At 40.8% G+C, this 16,606-nt stretch carries 16 protein-coding genes and 1 pseudogene; 4 read left to right on the forward strand and 13 right to left on the reverse strand.

Features of this window, described 5'->3' with window-relative positions; all coding sequences use genetic code 11:
* Positions 1 to 218: pseudogene (locus SE27_RS14295) on the reverse strand (FAD-binding oxidoreductase); the annotation flags it as partial.
* 371 nt (positions 219 to 589) lie between these two features.
* On the opposite strand from SE27_RS14295, the gene serA reads away from it, so the two are divergent.
* Both serA and SE27_RS00580 read left to right on the forward strand, forming a co-directional pair.
* Positions 590 to 1,822: a phosphoglycerate dehydrogenase gene (serA, locus tag SE27_RS00575; RefSeq protein WP_039619928.1), complete on the forward strand. Its 1,233-nt coding sequence runs from the start codon at positions 590 to 592 to the stop codon at positions 1,820 to 1,822.
* 264 nt (positions 1,823 to 2,086) lie between these two features.
* The gene (locus SE27_RS00580; RefSeq protein ID WP_039619930.1) at positions 2,087 to 2,971 is read left to right on the forward strand and encodes an EamA family transporter; all 885 of its coding nucleotides are present in this window, start codon (positions 2,087 to 2,089) and stop codon (positions 2,969 to 2,971) included.
* 126 nt (positions 2,972 to 3,097) lie between these two features.
* On the opposite strand, the gene SE27_RS00585 is transcribed toward SE27_RS00580, so the two are convergent.
* From SE27_RS00585 to truB, 3 genes are all read right to left on the reverse strand, one after another.
* On the reverse strand, positions 3,098 to 3,556 hold the full coding sequence (locus tag SE27_RS00585; protein WP_039619931.1) for a hemerythrin domain-containing protein: 459 nt from the start codon (positions 3,554 to 3,556) through the stop codon (positions 3,098 to 3,100).
* Between the two features lie 130 nt (positions 3,557 to 3,686).
* Positions 3,687 to 4,460 carry a sulfite exporter TauE/SafE family protein gene (locus SE27_RS00590; protein ID WP_039619934.1) on the reverse strand — a complete coding sequence of 258 codons (774 nt, stop codon included), beginning with the start codon at positions 4,458 to 4,460 and terminating at the stop codon, positions 3,687 to 3,689.
* Positions 4,461 to 4,489: 29 nt separating this feature from the next.
* A complete protein-coding gene (gene truB / locus SE27_RS00595) occupies positions 4,490 to 5,395 on the reverse strand; it encodes a tRNA pseudouridine(55) synthase TruB (RefSeq protein WP_039619936.1) in 906 nt (301 codons plus the stop codon).
* A 147-nt stretch (positions 5,396 to 5,542) separates the two neighbouring features.
* Here truB and SE27_RS00600 point away from each other — a divergent pair, with 147 nt between their 5' ends.
* Both SE27_RS00600 and SE27_RS00605 read left to right on the forward strand, forming a co-directional pair.
* Positions 5,543 to 6,568, forward strand: a complete 1,026-nt coding sequence (locus SE27_RS00600; RefSeq protein ID WP_039619938.1) for a lipase secretion chaperone — start codon at positions 5,543 to 5,545, stop codon at positions 6,566 to 6,568.
* Positions 6,569 to 6,609: 41 nt separating this feature from the next.
* On the forward strand, positions 6,610 to 7,596 hold the full coding sequence (locus SE27_RS00605; RefSeq protein ID WP_148308903.1) for a lipase family alpha/beta hydrolase: 987 nt from the start codon (positions 6,610 to 6,612) through the stop codon (positions 7,594 to 7,596).
* A 66-nt stretch (positions 7,597 to 7,662) separates the two neighbouring features.
* On the opposite strand, the gene rplS is transcribed toward SE27_RS00605, so the two are convergent.
* The 9 genes from rplS to SE27_RS00650 form a co-directional block, all read right to left on the reverse strand.
* Positions 7,663 to 8,037 carry a 50S ribosomal protein L19 gene (gene rplS, locus SE27_RS00610; protein WP_039619940.1) on the reverse strand — a complete coding sequence of 125 codons (375 nt, stop codon included), beginning with the start codon at positions 8,035 to 8,037 and terminating at the stop codon, positions 7,663 to 7,665.
* A gap of 154 nt (positions 8,038 to 8,191) precedes the next feature.
* On the reverse strand, positions 8,192 to 8,932 hold the full coding sequence (gene trmD / locus SE27_RS00615) for a tRNA (guanosine(37)-N1)-methyltransferase TrmD (RefSeq protein WP_039619942.1): 741 nt from the start codon (positions 8,930 to 8,932) through the stop codon (positions 8,192 to 8,194).
* A gap of 42 nt (positions 8,933 to 8,974) precedes the next feature.
* Positions 8,975 to 9,523, reverse strand: a complete 549-nt coding sequence (gene rimM / locus SE27_RS00620) for a ribosome maturation factor RimM (protein WP_039619944.1) — start codon at positions 9,521 to 9,523, stop codon at positions 8,975 to 8,977.
* A gap of 14 nt (positions 9,524 to 9,537) precedes the next feature.
* Complete coding sequence (gene rpsP, locus SE27_RS00625) at positions 9,538 to 9,795, reverse strand: 30S ribosomal protein S16 (RefSeq protein WP_039619946.1); 258 nt, start codon at positions 9,793 to 9,795, stop codon at positions 9,538 to 9,540.
* A gap of 144 nt (positions 9,796 to 9,939) precedes the next feature.
* Positions 9,940 to 10,368 carry a type IV pilin protein gene (locus SE27_RS00630; RefSeq protein WP_039619948.1) on the reverse strand — a complete coding sequence of 143 codons (429 nt, stop codon included), beginning with the start codon at positions 10,366 to 10,368 and terminating at the stop codon, positions 9,940 to 9,942.
* Positions 10,368 to 10,904 carry a type IV pilin protein gene (locus SE27_RS00635; protein WP_039619950.1) on the reverse strand — a complete coding sequence of 179 codons (537 nt, stop codon included), beginning with the start codon at positions 10,902 to 10,904 and terminating at the stop codon, positions 10,368 to 10,370. Before SE27_RS00635 ends, SE27_RS00630 begins: the two co-directional genes overlap by 1 nt.
* A gap of 1 nt (position 10,905) precedes the next feature.
* Entirely contained in the window at positions 10,906 to 14,808 is a 3,903-nt protein-coding gene (locus SE27_RS00640) for a pilus assembly protein (protein WP_039619951.1), read from the reverse strand.
* A gap of 10 nt (positions 14,809 to 14,818) precedes the next feature.
* Complete coding sequence (locus SE27_RS00645; RefSeq protein ID WP_148308904.1) at positions 14,819 to 15,574, reverse strand: pilus assembly PilX family protein; 756 nt, start codon at positions 15,572 to 15,574, stop codon at positions 14,819 to 14,821.
* Positions 15,575 to 15,585: 11 nt separating this feature from the next.
* Positions 15,586 to 16,605 carry a PilW family protein gene (locus SE27_RS00650; protein WP_039619954.1) on the reverse strand — a complete coding sequence of 340 codons (1,020 nt, stop codon included), beginning with the start codon at positions 16,603 to 16,605 and terminating at the stop codon, positions 15,586 to 15,588.
* Position 16,606 lies beyond the last annotated feature (1 nt).

Raw genomic sequence — 16,606 nt, forward strand, 5'->3', positions numbered from 1 at the left:
GTAATGGCCACATTAAACTGATTGGCCAGTTTTACCAGTGCTTGTACTTGTTCGGTACTCGATGGAAAAACAATCACCGATGGATTCGGTTCAAAGTGCTTGGTGTAATCACAGCCCCATTTTTTCAAACTGTCAGCATCGATTTTAATACGATTTTCACCAACAATGTCTGTCAATTGAGTCAATAATTCAGGTGCTAAAGTAACGGGAGCATTCATCGTTTTTCGGACCTAGCAAGATATAAACAAGTGATTTTGAGGGCTATAGCGCTTCATTTTTACACGATTTAAGCAGAAGCATCCATCTGAAAATAAACGGTATCGTCAGGTTTACAGCCAAGTGTTGGCTATTTTAGCGCGAAGTGATGGCGGGATAAAGCCTCATCTATGCATACTATCTTCACGTTCTATGTACAACTTAAGCAGGGCTTATAAAAGAATGGCGAAAATCGTCTCATCCATTTTACCAATATCGCTTACCAGAAATCGTAGATAAAATATGCACTTCATGGGTCATAAAGCAAATATCTATAGACCCGACGCTATGGTATCATATTGCCACTAAATTTGGCCTTTGTAGCGGAGCCGTAATGAGCCAACACCTGTCACTACCTAAAGATAAAATTCGTTTCTTGTTGTTAGAAGGCGTTCATCAAAATGCCATCGACAATCTAAATGCAGCTGGATATACCAACATCGATTCTCGTAAAACTGCGCTTGAAGGTGAAGCGCTGAAAGAAGCGATTAAAGATGCACATTTCATTGGTATTCGTTCCCGTACTCAACTCACTGAAGAAGTCTTTGCAGCAGCCAATAAGCTGATTGCCGTGGGTTGTTTCTGTATCGGAACCAATCAGGTCAATTTAGATGCCGCCATGATTCGTGGTATTCCTGTCTTTAATGCCCCTTATTCAAATACCCGTTCTGTTGCTGAACTGGTGCTTGCTGAAGCCATTCTTTTATTGCGCGGCGTACCAGCAAAATCAACCTCGACACATGCCGGTGGTTGGAACAAGTCTGCGGTCGGTTCATTTGAAACTCGTGGCAAGACTTTGGGGATTGTGGGTTACGGCTCCATTGGTTCACAACTTTCAGTTTTGGCTGAAAGCTTAGGCATGCATGTTATTTATTATGATGCAGTGACCAAATTACCGATGGGGAATGCACGCCAAGTCGGTTCTATGGGCGAATTATTGTCCACTGCAGACGTGGTTACACTGCATGTTCCAGACGTACCGTCTACACGTAATTTCTTTGGCAAAGAACAGTTTGCACAAATGAAACAAGGTTCAATCTTTATCAATGCTGCACGCGGTACTTGTGTGATCATTGAAGATTTAGCCGATGCCATTAAAGCCGGTCATATTGCAGGCGCTGCAATTGATGTGTTCCCGAAAGAACCAAAAGGCAATGGTGAAGAATTTATCTCTCCACTACGTGGCCTCGACAACGTGATTTTAACTCCACACGTCGGCGGTTCAACCATGGAAGCGCAAGCCAACATTGGTTTAGAAGTGGCCGAGAAATTTGTGGCGTACTCGGATAAAGGCATGACCTTGTCTGCGGTGAACTTCCCTGAAATTGCATTACCATTGACTGAAGGTAAACATCGTTTACTGCACATCCATAAAAATATTCCGGGTGTGTTATCTAAAATTAATAACTTGTTCGCTGAACATGGGATTAATATTTCAGGTCAGTCTTTAATGACCAAAGGCGAAGTCGGTTATTTGGTGATGGATGTGGATGCAACCGCATCTAAAGAAGCACTCGATACCTTACATGAAGTTGAAGGCACCATTCGCGTTCGCGTTTTGTTCTAAGTTCAACTATTAAAAAAAACCACAGCCCAGTGCTGTGGTTTTTTTATTTTTAAATCCTACTTGTTTTCATGCACCCTATGTAAAAGCGCCGGTTTTTAAGTTTAGAGCAATCCATCAACATAAAGCATATACGATCAAATGCTGATTTTAAAAACTTGCCGCGTTAGGATGCAGGTCATTTTATAATGCCAAAATGTGTGCACTCTACGGCTGTCCGCCTTTTATTCTTTATATGATTCATCTCTCTTTATTGGTCCAGCTGGTATGCCTGTCTTAAAAAATACGCCCTATTTACAAGCAATCATTTTGCTGCTGGTGGCCATGATCAGCATACAAAGCAGTGGCTCACTGGCCAAAGTGCTGTTCGATCAGTTTCCAGTGCTAACCGTATCGGCGATGCGTCTTTTTTTGGGTGCCATCATTTTGGCGCTTATTTTTAAAATTTGGCAAATCAATTTTAAACAGGTGAAATGGGCAGCCATTCTCAGCTACGGCATTGCCCTTGCCGGTATGAATGCACTGTTTTACTTGTCCATAGAACGTCTACCTTTAGGCATTGCCGTGTCCTTTGAGTTTGTTGGGCCGCTGAGTGTGGCCCTATATTCTGCACGGCAAAAGTTCGACTTTATTTGGATTGGCTTGGCTATTTTGGGTTTGGTTTTACTGTTCCCCTTTAATCAGGCAACTGAAAGCTTAGATACGCTGGGTATTGTGTTGGCTTTGGCCGCGGGTGCCTGTTGGGCGCTGTATATTGTGGCAGGGCAAAAGCCTTCCGGTGTTTCTGGCAATCACACTGTATGTTTAGGCATGTGGGTGGCTATGCTGTGTTTAATGCCGATAGCGCTATGCTCTGGATTCTCTAGCCGTATATTTGAACCGGCTCATCTGGGTTATTTTATTGCCTTGGCGGTGCTGGCCAGTGCGCTGCCCTTTAGTTTAGAGATGATTGCGCTGCGTAATTTAACTGCACTGAGCTTTGGCACCTTAATGAGTGTCGAGCCGGCCATTGCCGCATTGTCCGGTTTAATCTTCTTGGGTGAACAACTGCTGTGGAATCAATGGTTGGCATTGGCCACCATTATTACGGCTTCCATCGGCTGCACCTACACCACGCAGCAAGCCAAACAGAAAAAACAGTCGCGCTCATAAGCGGACTACCCCAATATAAAATCAGCCATGGAGTCATTTCAAGCCAGTCAAAACATCCTGATTAAAATCAAACAATCACGCATAAAAAAAAGATGGCTTAAAGCCATCTTTTTTTATGCCGCATTTTTAAGTCAAACTTTCTTTATCTGCACGTTTATATTTTTTATATTCTGCTAAATATTGCTGTGCTAAGCTGGTTTTTTCTGACTCAGATAAAATCTTACCAGCTTGCTGAAAAAAGCCATGCTCTTCTTCTTTTAAATGATGATGTACCAATTCACACAGTTTTTTCGCAATCGCCAACCAACTGGGATTATTAAATTCGGTTTCAGTAAGTTGTTCAAGCAATTCATCAATTTCATGATGTTCAGACAAAGCATGACGGGTAATATTTAAACCGGAATCGGTCATCATGAGCGGAATATAAAAATAACGGTCTTCGGCAACCGCGTGGGCAAAAAGTTCATTTTTAAGTAAATCAAACAACTCGCGGCGCTCTGCACTATCCCCTGAAGTTTGGACTAATTTTTCAGACAACTCGCGTTGTATATCATGACTTGCACGTAAGGCTTCAAATACATTCATTGTTTAATTGACCTCTGGCTTTGGGCTATATGATCGCAATTTATCAGAAGATTAAATCACTTATCTTCTATTTCGTGCTTCTATTCTTATACTTGAGCGAGGCAAAAACTGTTAATTTTTGTGAATGTTTTTATAAACTTACAACAAAAATCTGATAACTTAAACGAATAATCAGAATAGAAACCAGAATTAAAAATAAAATACGGATAAAACCACTGCCATATTTTAAGGCCATTTTCACCCCCAGCAAAGAGCCTGCCACATTGGCCACCGCCATCATTAACCCCAACTCGAGCAGCACATGACCACTGGGAATAAAGAAACTTAAGGCTGCAAAATTGGTCATAAAATTACCAATTTTTGACAATGCCGAGGCATGTAAAAAATCAACTTTTAGATAACGAATAAAATAAAAAATAAAGAAACTGCCGGTGCCGGGACCAAAAATACCGTCATAAAAGCCAATCACCACACCACCAATGCCCGCTAAAACCAAGGTTTTAGTGGTGATGCTGGGCTGAAAATGCACTTGGCCAAATTGCTTTTTCATCAAGGTATAAATGGCAATCACGATCAGCATCAACAGCACAGAAGGCTTCAGTATCGCTTGAGGAATTAAAGTCACGCAGGCTGCACCCAAAAAGGAGCTGATAAACGCAGTTAGCGCAATCACTGCCAATAACTTCCACGCCAACTGCACTCGTCTTAAATAAGACCATGCCGCGGTGGCAGTACCACAAATAGAGGCCAGTTTATTGGTGCCAAATAATGTGGCCGTAGCCAACTGTGGAAAAGCACTCATTAAGGCGGGGATTTGAATCAGCCCGCCACCGCCCACCGCAGCATCAATGGCACCTGCAAAGAAGGCAAAAAAAATCAGGCTGATGATAATCTCGATATCCATATCGCTATAGCCGTCCTGTTAAATGCAGATTAGAGATTTAATATACGTTTTGGTACCAAACGTTTTCTGTCGGTAATTTCAGCCAAACCTAAACATTTTTCACCCTCAAACACCAGCACTTCTGCTGCGGCTTCATGCTCGATATTACTTTCCATACCGCGAGAAAAATATTCCGCACGTCCTTCAGGCGCCTGAATTTTTAGAAAATGATCCACGGGTGCAAAGACGGGTAACAACAACGCTTCGCGCTCTAACTCGCTTAAACTTTCTAAATATTCAATGGTATAGCTGGGAATTAAATCAAAATGACCGGTTCTGATGCGGTGTAAATAGGTTAAATGACCATAAGTTCCTAAGGCTTGGGCAATATCTTCCCCCAATACTCGAATATAAGTGCCTTTAGAGCAGGTAATATCTAAAGTCAGACTATTTTCGCTAAACGACAACAATTCGATCGCATCGATGGTCATCGGACGTGCTTCACGTTCAATCTCAATGCCCTGACGCGCCAATTCATACAATGGACGACCATCTTTTTTCAATGCAGAATACATCGGCGGCACTTGCTGTAAATCGCCGGTAAAATCAGCTAGGACTTGTTGTATTTTTTCTTCGCTTAACACCGGTACTGCTTTTTCTAATAACACTTCCCCCTCAGTATCGCCGGTGGTGGTGCTGTGTCCCAAATAAATTGTGGTTTGATAACGCTTGGTCGAGTTCAATAGATAATGTGAAAACTTGGTGGCCTCGCCCAAACAAATGGGCAATAAGCCAGAGGCCAATGGATCTAGCGCACCCGTGTGCCCCCCTTTGTTGGCACGATATAAACCACGCACACGTTGTAAAGCAGCATTGGAGCTAATACCCAAAGGCTTATTCAGTAAAAAAACACCATTTACGGCGCGGCGCTGCATTTTAGGAAAAGTCTTTTTCATAGCGAAAATCAAGCCAGTTGAATCAGTTCACATGGTAACAACCGCCTGTCTGCATTTACAACTTCTGTACCGTTCATTTACATATTTAATGTCAAATTATGGTCTATCTTTCCAGCAATAGAAATACAGGATCAGGTTGCATAGGATATGCAAAAATATAAATTATGGATTATTTTGGCCTTAATTGTCGGGGCTTTCATCGTATTGTTGGTGTGGTTAGCGCCATCTCAATCTACCGCCCAAACCACAACAGCAGCAAAGACCGTTCAGTCTCAAGCACCAAGCACCTCAGCCCAACCATTGACTCAAACACAAGAGCAAACCCTCAACAGTCAAAGCCAACAAGACACTCAAATTAACTGTCAGTTGCAATTAGATGCCAGCAATCATTTAATCGTCAATGAACAAACACGCAACTGTTTTGAATACTTTATCAGTCAATATGGCGAGAAAGAACTGCCGCAGATTGACCGTGACTTTAAAGCCTATCTTCAACAAAACTATACAGCACCTGCTTTGGCGCAAATTTCTGATTTATGGCAACGCTATGTCGATTATCGTGGGAAAATGGGCACACTAAATAGCTCTAATTTAAGTGAAGATGATCCAAAGTACTATGAAAGTATCTTTTCAAATATGCAGAATTTACGCAAACAACTGTTTTCTAACTATGAGATTGAAGGCTTATTTGGCATTGAAGACACCTATAATGAATATACTTTAAAACGCATGGCCGTCATGGCCGATAAGCGCTTGACCGAAGTAGAAAAAGCACAAAAATTAAAAGCATTATTTGAGCAATTACCCAGCGATTGGAAAGAAAATGTCGAACAACTGAATAAACTCGAAGACTTACGCAAATTAACGGCCGCCATTAAAGCACGTGAAGGCTCGTCGGCTGAAATTCAACAAATGCGCATGAACTTGGTCGGTCCTGAAGTGACTCAGCGCTTAGAAAACCTAGACAAGCAGCGCAGTGAGTGGAAAGACAAAGTCGGCAACTACTTAAGCGCACGCGATAGCATTGTAAAAAGCGGTATGAGTGAGGACACCAAACAAAAAGCGGTACAACAACTGCGCGATCAATATTTTGAAAAAAAACAAGAACAACTACGCCTCAGTACTTTTGAGTCTGTGCATGATCAAGGAGGAAAATTACCGTTTTTTGAATAAACACTTCGCTATTAACGCTCTATTTTCAGGATGAAAATACAATGATGAACAATAAAAAAATCAGCTTTATGCTGTCATCTGTTTTGGCTTTATCTGCATCCATCGGCATGAGTCAAACACAGGCCAAAGACGGCTTACAACAAGTCACCACAACCGCAAAATCAGATTATGCCAAAACCCAATATCCGATTGTATTTACCCACGGTATGTTTGGTTTTACCCGACTGGGATTTGATGCATTTGGTTTAGATTATTTCTATCAAATCTTACCCGATTTAGCCCGTAATGGTGCCACAGTCTTTGCCACTCAAGTCTCTCCTTTAGAGTCCACTGAGGTACGCGGTGAGCAACTGTTGGCACAGGTAGAGGAAGTCCGCGCTCTAACCGGCAAGGATAAGGTCAATTTAATTGGCCATAGCCATGGTGGCCCGACTGTGCGTTATATTGCCGCAGTTCGCCCTGATTTGGTTGCATCTGTTACTGGTGTTGCCGGTACTTTTCGTGGCTCTAAAGTGGCCGATGATATTTTAGCCAGCAAAGGCACATCCAGCCTATTTGATGTATTGGCCGGTCAATTGTTAGTGCCTATCATGAATTGGGTCGGGGGGAATTCTAATTTACCCAACAGCACCAATGCCTCATTGACCGCAATCAGTGAAAAAGGTGCAGCTGAATTTAATCAAAAGTTCCCAACGGCAGCATTGGCAGCAAACTGTAACAGTTCAGGGGCAAAAATTGAAAACGGGATTCGCTACTATTCTTGGACCGGTAAAGCACAGATCACCAATCTACTTGACGTGTTAGATTCAACCATTTCTCAACTGGCGCCATTGTCTTATGGCAATAAAGACAATGATGGTTTGGTCAGCCGTTGTAGTGCGCATTTGGGTCAAGTGATTCGTGATGACTATCATCATAACCATTTAGATGAAGTTAATATGGTGTTGGGTCTACGTGATATTTTCTCAGCTGATCCAGTGTCTTTGTATCGTCAACATGCCAATCGTCTTAAACTTCAAGGCTTATAAACTTAAATTTCAGCCATAAAAAATGCGCCCTTTAGGCGCATTTTTTCACTCGTGTAAAACTTAAAATTAAGCTTTAACTTTACGAGCTGGTAATTTTTCGCGGATACGTGCAGCTTTACCAGACAATTCGCGTAGGTAATAAAGTTTCGCGCGACGTACATCACCACGACGTTTAACTTCAACTTTAGCAACGATTGGTGAGTGAGTTTGGAATACACGCTCAACACCAACACCGCTAGAAATTTTACGAACTGTGAATGCAGAGTTCAAGCCACGGTTTTTGATTGCGATTACTACGCCTTCAAAAGCCTGAAGACGCTCGCGATCGCCCTCTTTTACTTTTACAGAAACAATTACAGTATCACCTGGTGCAAACGCAGGAAGATCAGTTTTTAACTGTGCATTTTCAATAACTTGAACTAAAGGATGTTTACCACTCATGTGGGAATCTCCAATGTGCGGGACAGTAGAATGCTGTACAACCGCTGGGGATAGAGGCTAAAGCGCGTATCGACCCGTTTATCTTTCCCTTTACTGTTGAACTCAATCAAAGCAATAAAGAAGCTATTCATAGATACTTAACACTCAGATGAGTTTAAGTATTTAAATCCTTAAGCCATTTTTTTTGCTGCTTACTCAACTCTACTTTTTCCACCAACTCAGGTCGGCGCTCTAAAGTGCGTTGATATCGCTGCAAAAACCGCCATTTTTCAATATTGGCATGATGACCTGATTTTAATACCTCAGGCACGTCCAATCCTTGAAACTGGTCTGGCTTGGTGTATTGTGGGCAATCGAGTAGACCATCCACAAATGAATCTTGCACGGCTGACTGCTCATCAGACATCACATTCGGAAGTCTCCGAATAATACTGTCTAATAAAACCATCGCAGGAAGTTCGCCACCCGACAAAACATAATCCCCAATTGACCATTCTTGATCAACATATTGCTGGATTAGACGTTCATCGACACCTTCATAACGTCCGCACAACACAATCAATCCGTCATATTCAACAAATTGCTGTACTGCTGCTTCATTTAAGGTTTTTCCTTGTGGAGACATATACACCACAGGAACCTGAACACAACCCGCTTGCACAGCAAGTTCTTTGGCATGATGAATTGCTTTTGCCAAAGGCTCAGCCATCATCACCATACCCGGACCACCACCAAATGGACGTTCATCCACTCTTTTGTAGTTGCCCAATGCAAAGTTGCGTGGATTAATACAAGTGATTTGTACTATTTCACGTTTTGCTGCACGCCCGCTGATACCATATTCTGTAATCGCTTCAAACATTTCAGGAAAAAGCGTAATCACTGCAAAAAACATCGCAGATTCCTCTATTTTCCTGTTGCGTTCATCCTTAAAGGATTAATAATCTACGCCCCAATTCACGTAAATACGACCAGCGTCTAGATCAACTTGTTGCACCACATCTTTATGCCATGGAATCATGCGCTCTTCAGCATCAACACTGTCTGGGGTTGCGTGAACCACCATCACATCATTGGCACCGGTCTCAAACATTTCATAGATTTTACCGAGATTTACTTCTTGTTCAGCTTCATCTAGACCTAACACGGTTAAGCCCTTCAAATCTGTCCAGTAAAACTCATCCATGCCTGCTTTTGGAATTTGCGCTTTTGAAATCCAGACATTAACGCCAACCAAGCTGTCCGCTGCTGTGCGATCACTCACACCGGCTAAGCTAACAACCAAGCCTTTGCCATGCGGCTTCCAACGTTTTACATCTACTGTTTGCCAACCTGCTTTGGTCTCAATGTACCAAGGCAAATAGTCAAAGATGTTGCTCATGGGTTCTGTGTTGGAATAGACCCAGAGCCACCCATTTAATCCATATGCTGAACGTAACTGTCCAATCTGAATACGATCTTCGGGAACATTCTGTGTTGGTGTCATGGGCTACCTACTGCTTATACAGTAGCGGCAGCTTTTTTAGCTTGAGCAGCTAAAGAAGCAACACGTTCAGACGGTTGAGCGCCATGAGAAACCCAATGAGCGAAACGATCAGCATCTAAACGAAGTTTTTCTGCTTGACCTTGTGCTGTTGGGTTAAAGAAACCAATACGTTCGATGAAACGACCATCACGTGCATTGCGGCTATCAGTCACAATAATTTGATAGAACGGACGTTTTTTAGCACCACCGCGTGCAAGACGAATTACAACCATGATACAGCCTTATAGTTTTTACGGATTATCCATGCACCGACCACCGGAAGCATTTCAAACCCCTTTCATAGAGGGCAACATTTTACGTTATATTTGCTGTGAAAGAAAGATCAAATTTTAAGTTGTCTACCGTTTGAATTTATTTTAGCGACCGTCCCAGTTAGAGGTGGGGGATAGAGCACAAGCTGTTGTTGCTTTAGCCCAAAATCTCTGCCCCTGCTCATTTAAACAAATCCACCCATTATCAGCTTGAGTAGTTCCAGATTTAGGCTTTGCAATTAATAACCAGGTAGATCGTGTCACATCTAAACTTAAATCATATAATGCCGTACCTTGCTTCGGTGTAACTACTGAGCCGTAAACTTGAGAAATTGTTGCCGCGGTATAATTTCCATTACTGTTTTTGTATAAACTCATGGAATGCGCAATACTCATTAATTCAGATTGCGCTTCAACCCTGTGGGTTCTCACTTTATAATTCTGGTAAGAAGGATAGGCTATTGCGGCTAAAATTCCAATGATTGCTATAACAATCATTATTTCAATTAAAGTAAAAGCTTGTCTATATTGCATTACCAATCCTCCCCTGCTCCACAATCTTCATAACCCGTGATGCTGGAATTTTTCTTACAACGCACTCCAGAACTGGTAAGTAAGTAATTAAAGTTTTTAGGATCAGTACTTACTGCTTTAATTGCCCATCCCTGCCCAGTAGCCGTATCGGCAGCTAGTAATGGATTTCCAGTCATATTATCGACAATCGTTAATGTGTACTGGACTGTTGAACTTTCTAAAGGCAAAGTTAGTGTCTGAGCACTTGCATTAAATGTTGAAACTTTAGGTGGTGGTGGAGCAGGATACAAATAATTTGCATTAAACCCATGATAACTAAAGTTTCGTGATTTATGCCTTTCTAGTTGTTCAGCTAGTTTTTGTATTTCTTGTTGAGCTTGTGCAGCAATCGCACGACGTGCAAAATGTTGATAACTTGGCAATGCAATTGCAGCAATTATTGCAATAATCATTACCACAACCATTAATTCAACCAAGGTAAAACCTTGGTTAAATCTAGTTTTTAATGGGAATACTGTCGGATTAACTATAATCATATTAATCCGCCTTTGCATATCGTTCATACCAGCGTTTAGGAGTGAAATATACTGATGTATTTACTTTAGGAAATAACGGAGCCGCTTTACAATCTGCTCCGACACATGGTGAACAATTAGTCCCAGTACAAATATCATCTTTATCTGGAACGATAATAGATTTTCCATCACCCGTTGGTCCTACATTAAGATTTACTATTCCAGAACCCAAATTCCAAGTGTAGTCCATATCTTGCGCGCATACTCCTGTTGGTAAGCATAGGCGTTTAGTAAAACTATGCCCTTTTACTCCCGCTCCACAACCTGAGGAAGTTCCTGCATTTGAAGCATCATACATAGTAACGTATAGACCACCATCCATTGCAATTAATGGTGTAATACCTTTGATTACAGCAGCATTTGCATTCGCGTTCGCAAAGGTTTTCTTAAATGGATAATACCAACCACCCCAACCTGAGACTTTATCAATGGCAGCACCTGTAACTGTTGCACTTGTTTTCGCTGTACTTTCGATCAATTTAAGTTGAGTCGGACTAGCCGTAGCAGTCGCAGAAGCGGCTAATGTTCGTGCTGCCAATTGATCTGCGACTACTGGATATCCACCAGCCTTATCAGGGTGAATATCATAATCATAAATGGCATATACTGCATCGTATTCTAAATTGCTTGAGCTGCGTAATCCTGTGGTTTCCAATGAATCAACTGTTGCAAGCAATGGTGAGCTTTTACTCCCCGATACAAATGCAGCAACCACAATATTCCCACCCTCCACCTTTGTGCTGCTATGATGAGCAGTAAAAGTTGGAGCCATATAAAAACGTGGACTTGTACCATTTGCCTTATGCAAATTTAAAACTTTGGTTATTTGTGAATCAAATCCGACACTGTCATTTTTAAAATCGACACGGAAAGCTTGCCCAGCCAAATCACCAAAATAAAGATGATCGACAACCCCATCACCATTACGATCTACGGTCTTGATTTCACTGACCACACTATATTTAAGATCAGTATCACTCAAATGCTCAACACCTGTAGTTGCCGATGTCGAATTTGAATCTGCATACCAAAGTAAATCACCATTGTCAGCATCAAACATATATACGCCAGAGCCTTTTTTACCAGTACTACAAGTTAAATCAACAGATCCATCTGCTTTTAGGCTACAACTTTCCTTTGCTTGCTTATAGTTATAGTATTCATACCCTGCGAAACCAGTTCGACGACCTTGGGCATCAAATAGACCATTACCATCCGTACCACCAGCATCATAACCGCCACCAATGAACATCACCAGTTTACGTTGACCTTTCCAGTTCACATAATCAAGTCGCGGTTTAGACCAGCTTTGCCCCATATTCTCTAATGCTGCATAATGTGTTCCACTTGCTTTATCTGCTGAATAAACTCGTCCTGAATTGGGGTCTATATGAAACTTAACTTTAGGATTATCAATATCAGTAAGGTCTAAAGCATAGTAACTCCGCCCCCCCATACGCATTCCACCATAAACCCACTGCTTGCCTTGCAGATTCTCTTTATCAGTTGTACTACCCACCACATTACGTGTGGTGGCCTTAACCGTTAAAGTTCCATCTTCTTTTGCAACATAAACTGTATGCGCTACCCACTCTCCATCTAGGCCATCATACAATGCATAACGACCTCCATTAAGAGCTCCCCCACGATCTCTAAAAGTCTCAGGTTGCTTGTCTAACATTTCCCGAGGCAAGAAGCTAAATACATCTTCACCGGTTCCAGCTTTAACGACAGTTAATAACCCTTGAGTTGTACCAAATAAAATATAATCTTCCCGATTTTCACTATCTAAAATAGCTTGACCATTACTATTTAGTTTTGCGACAGATTTACCTTCTTGCGTTAACAGTACAGGAAGTGAATGTGGACTACTGCCCATTTGACGCAGATCAGCAGTTTGAGTACTAAAATCAACATCAGTCACTACAGCATCTTGAGGCAAGTTATAACCCAATAAAGCCATAAAATATTTTGCATTAGGATCAGTTTTCGTTTTTGTATCAGTCGTATAAGTATAGTTAATCCGCACTAAATTAAAGTCATTACTCACAGGATTAGTTTGGGTTGAATCGTATACATAATTGGTCAGCAACTTCCGTTCTGTTTTAGTTTCACCTGAGACAGCCAATGTTCCTAATTTTAAACGATTTAATGCCCCATATTTTTTATAAATTGGTGTATTAGCTGGATAAGTTATCTCATTTGACCAAGCATCCGCTAAATCTTGTAGTTTGCTTTTTTTCACAACTGTATAAGCGGTTCCACCACTGGCTGATGCAGAGATTTCATTATCCACTAAATAATATTTTTTCATATTACCCAACCACAACTGTTGTGTCTCAGTTGGGTTAATCTTAGGCTCAAATTGAGGGAAATAAGCATAAGGTTGAATCATTTCAGGATTCAGTGCATCCAAAGGAATGGTTGATGCACCTGTACTCATGCTGGGTACATCTTTAACAATATCTTTTAAGAAGTTTTTGACACTATCTACTACATCCTGAGTATTACTACCAGCATGATAGCCTCCGCCTCCCTCTTGCCCCCATGCTTGCGCATCAGCAGGAAAACTTTCTGCACCAAAGCCAACAACGGCCGTTCTAAACTCTAAACCTGCTGAGTTCTGCGTTGGGTTTTTAAGTATTTGTGCAAACTTACGAATACAATCCCAAGTATTATCTACATTACAACTAAAATTACTTGTACTGGATGATGTTGCTGACTGCCCTAAAGCCGTTCGCATAAGTGATTGTGCATAATTTTGGTTATTGGGTAAACCATCCGTAAGTACATAAATACCTTGCCCACTACATTCTCTAGCATTACGAGCCGCAGTTGTACTCCCTATTTGTCTAGTAATACTACTTGGTGCAGCATACGAGTTCCCATCTGCTGATTTTGTGGATGAATCTGAAAATAAAAAGCCTGAACCATAAGGATAAGTCGTATTGACACCGTTAATCGTTTCAGATGTTGTATCACTATTATGTTTAGTATGTGTACCCAATAAATATGCGGCTGTTTCAGCATAAGAGCGTGCAGTCGGAGTATAAGATACTGCCCCCATTTCAGCTACTTTTTGAATGAGTAAATCACGCTGGGTTAAACCTGTTGCAACATTCACTATCGTACTTAATGCTCGAGCTGGAACTAAAATCTGACCTGTGTCTGTACTACTACTACTTTTTCGACCTAATGTTGACAAACCAATCACCAAGTTGTCTGCTAATTTAGTGGTGGTTGCATTACCATTCAGCATCGCCATCATAGCATCTTGCACACGAGTAATCCGCTGATCATAATGTGTTGTAGCTGCAGTCTTCGCTGTTTGATAATAAAATTTAGGATCACTTCCTGATGTCGTTAAATATCCTGATGGCTCACTCCCCCATGCCCCAGTACAGTCCGATGCTCTTTGACGAGTGGTATAGCCCAGTGTAGCTGATCGACTACATTTATAATAAACATAAGGATTTTTTTTTGTATCCTTACCCGTTCTCATAAAATAGTAACGATCTTCTATTACTTCATTATCACAATAATATTGCGTATATGTACTCGTAAAACCATTATGATTTACAGTTGCGGTACTTGTTCTTTCCGTACTGCAAGCTCCACTTGGTGCATCATAGGCATCCATACTTCCTGAAATATCAAGCATCATCATCAACGTTGTTGCACCTGTTGAGTTGGCAGGTACAACATAAATTTCAGCATCACTCGCATAGCTCGGCACACTACTGCAAATTAGGGTTGTGATTGCTGCTGCAATGGTACTGACTTTAAACTGATCCAACCAATGCCATGATGCTGTGTTGAACTGCGTCGCATGATTTCGTTTGTCTGTCATATTTATTTTTTTCATGATTTTTCTCCTATGACGAACTACCACTAAGTGTTTGTAAGATATATTCCATTTGTTGCGTACTATAAGGAACGTTCTTCCCAGCAAGGCAATCCGTCACAGTTTCATTTTTTGTTACAGTATCTGAAAAACTCGTGAAATTACTTAAACAGGTATTTATCTCTGTTGTACTGGCTTCACTAAAATTAGGGATAATGGAAGTAACCGTAATTGCGACTCGAGGTTTTCCTATACTTTTGGAAGTATCTTTATCATCCCCTTCAAGCATATCTTCCCAGTCCCGTTCATTCTCTGCACTACGTATCGACACTTGAGTCATTACAGCATTACGTCCACTTAAAAAGTCAGTGAGTCGGCTTTTTTGACAAAAACCATTTTTTCCTGCATCAGTATTTTTAATTGTTGAACCTTGCCAATACACCACGCTAGCGATACGACCACCAGAAAAATTATCCGCAACTGAACCACGTACACAAAACACCAGCTCTTTACCTTTGTTTTCAGGACGCATGACATAACCTAACATACCATCGCCGCCACGCATTTTAGCCAAAGTCAGAGCATCATCAGTTTTATTTTCTAAAGTAAAGAAAACAGAATCACTGGTTTGTTTTAATAAAGCTTGAGCTTGTGCATTGGTTGCAATTTTTAAAGAAGTAATACTTCCACGTATGGCCCATGTTCCGACTAATGTCAGAAGAACCAACATAATCAATACCACTATTAATACTGCACCAGATTGAGTATTTCTAAGATTTATATTCATCATTATCCCCCTCACTCAATACCAAAGCCGTTGCGAATAGCAATTGTTTGGGTCAGAACACTGCGTAAATATAAATTATTTCTATTATTAGATTTAAGAATAGCTTTTGTATTCAAAAGCTTATAAAAATTATTAGCGTCAAAAAATGGGTTAATCCCTACTGTGTCTGTGGAACGAACTAATAAGCCGATTTGAACTGAGACAATTTGTGGTTTTTCTCCAGTTAATGCTCGATAGTCCTCAATATTGATATAACTAAAACAATCTAAGCGTGTATCTGCTGTAAGATTCTCTGTCACATCTTCTTCTTTACCGTCTGCTTTTGTGACTTTTTTAGTTGTGGTAATTGAATTGCAATCCGCATTCGCGCCATCATAAGCCACCCCAAAACGTACGCTAAAATGATCAACTCGTGGAATAACAATTTCACCATTTCCCGTTAAATTTAACGTAGTGTTTGTTTTAGCTTCCGCTGCTGTATAACGAGCTGCTTTACAAGCTAATGCCAGGGGTTCATTTGGATCGTTCCTATTTGTGTCTTTACGTAAAAAATAGCGCTCTACTACATAATCACTTATAGTTAACCCTGTACCCTCACAATCGAATTGATGAGGTATACTTACCTTATATTGAATAACCAATTGATCGCTACCTAATACATTCTCATCTGCATCTTTAATATCTAGATTTGATTTCCCAATTCCCCCACGAGTTAATAAATCCTCATCTATTGTAAATGCAGATAAATTATCTGAAATATTATTAGCAGAAAGCACAACACCACCATATAAGACTTTATCGTTAATAAAGGGCTGGGATGAATTTAGATTTGCTAATCTCATATTATCAATCATTGTCCCGAAACCAAATAAAGCTGAATTTTGCAAATTCATCATGCCTTGTTGAACTGTCACACTTCTTTGACTAGTTAAAAATAATTGTATGGCAATTGCACTAACCAATAACCCCAACACAATTGATATCATTAATTCAACTAATGTAAAACCACGGTGTTTAGTATAGATTCTCATA

Origin of the sequence: Acinetobacter harbinensis, assembly GCF_000816495.1 — a bacterium.
Classification (GTDB): Bacteria; Pseudomonadota; Gammaproteobacteria; order Pseudomonadales; family Moraxellaceae; genus Acinetobacter; species Acinetobacter harbinensis.

What these genes read in the sequence shown, in the direction of transcription:
- serA (WP_039619928.1), top strand. Translation starts at nt 590, where the DNA reads ATGAGCCAACACCTGTCACTACCTAAAGATAAAATTCGTTTCTTGTTG.
- SE27_RS00580 (WP_039619930.1), top strand. Translation starts at nt 2,087, where the DNA reads ATGCCTGTCTTAAAAAATACGCCCTATTTACAAGCAATCATTTTGCTG.
- SE27_RS00585 (WP_039619931.1), bottom strand. Translation starts at nt 3,556, where the DNA reads ATGAATGTATTTGAAGCCTTACGTGCAAGTCATGATATACAACGCGAG.
- SE27_RS00590 (WP_039619934.1), bottom strand. Translation starts at nt 4,460, where the DNA reads ATGGATATCGAGATTATCATCAGCCTGATTTTTTTTGCCTTCTTTGCA.
- truB (WP_039619936.1), bottom strand. Translation starts at nt 5,395, where the DNA reads ATGAAAAAGACTTTTCCTAAAATGCAGCGCCGCGCCGTAAATGGTGTT.
- SE27_RS00600 (WP_039619938.1), top strand. Translation starts at nt 5,543, where the DNA reads ATGCAAAAATATAAATTATGGATTATTTTGGCCTTAATTGTCGGGGCT.
- SE27_RS00605 (WP_148308903.1), top strand. Translation starts at nt 6,610, where the DNA reads ATGATGAACAATAAAAAAATCAGCTTTATGCTGTCATCTGTTTTGGCT.
- rplS (WP_039619940.1), bottom strand. Translation starts at nt 8,037, where the DNA reads ATGAGTGGTAAACATCCTTTAGTTCAAGTTATTGAAAATGCACAGTTA.
- trmD (WP_039619942.1), bottom strand. Translation starts at nt 8,932, where the DNA reads ATGTTTTTTGCAGTGATTACGCTTTTTCCTGAAATGTTTGAAGCGATT.
- rimM (WP_039619944.1), bottom strand. Translation starts at nt 9,523, where the DNA reads ATGACACCAACACAGAATGTTCCCGAAGATCGTATTCAGATTGGACAG.
- rpsP (WP_039619946.1), bottom strand. Translation starts at nt 9,795, where the DNA reads ATGGTTGTAATTCGTCTTGCACGCGGTGGTGCTAAAAAACGTCCGTTC.
- SE27_RS00630 (WP_039619948.1), bottom strand. Translation starts at nt 10,368, where the DNA reads ATGCAATATAGACAAGCTTTTACTTTAATTGAAATAATGATTGTTATA.
- SE27_RS00635 (WP_039619950.1), bottom strand. Translation starts at nt 10,904, where the DNA reads ATGATTATAGTTAATCCGACAGTATTCCCATTAAAAACTAGATTTAAC.
- SE27_RS00640 (WP_039619951.1), bottom strand. Translation starts at nt 14,808, where the DNA reads ATGAAAAAAATAAATATGACAGACAAACGAAATCATGCGACGCAGTTC.
- SE27_RS00645 (WP_148308904.1), bottom strand. Translation starts at nt 15,574, where the DNA reads ATGAATATAAATCTTAGAAATACTCAATCTGGTGCAGTATTAATAGTG.
- SE27_RS00650 (WP_039619954.1), bottom strand. Translation starts at nt 16,605, where the DNA reads ATGAGAATCTATACTAAACACCGTGGTTTTACATTAGTTGAATTAATG.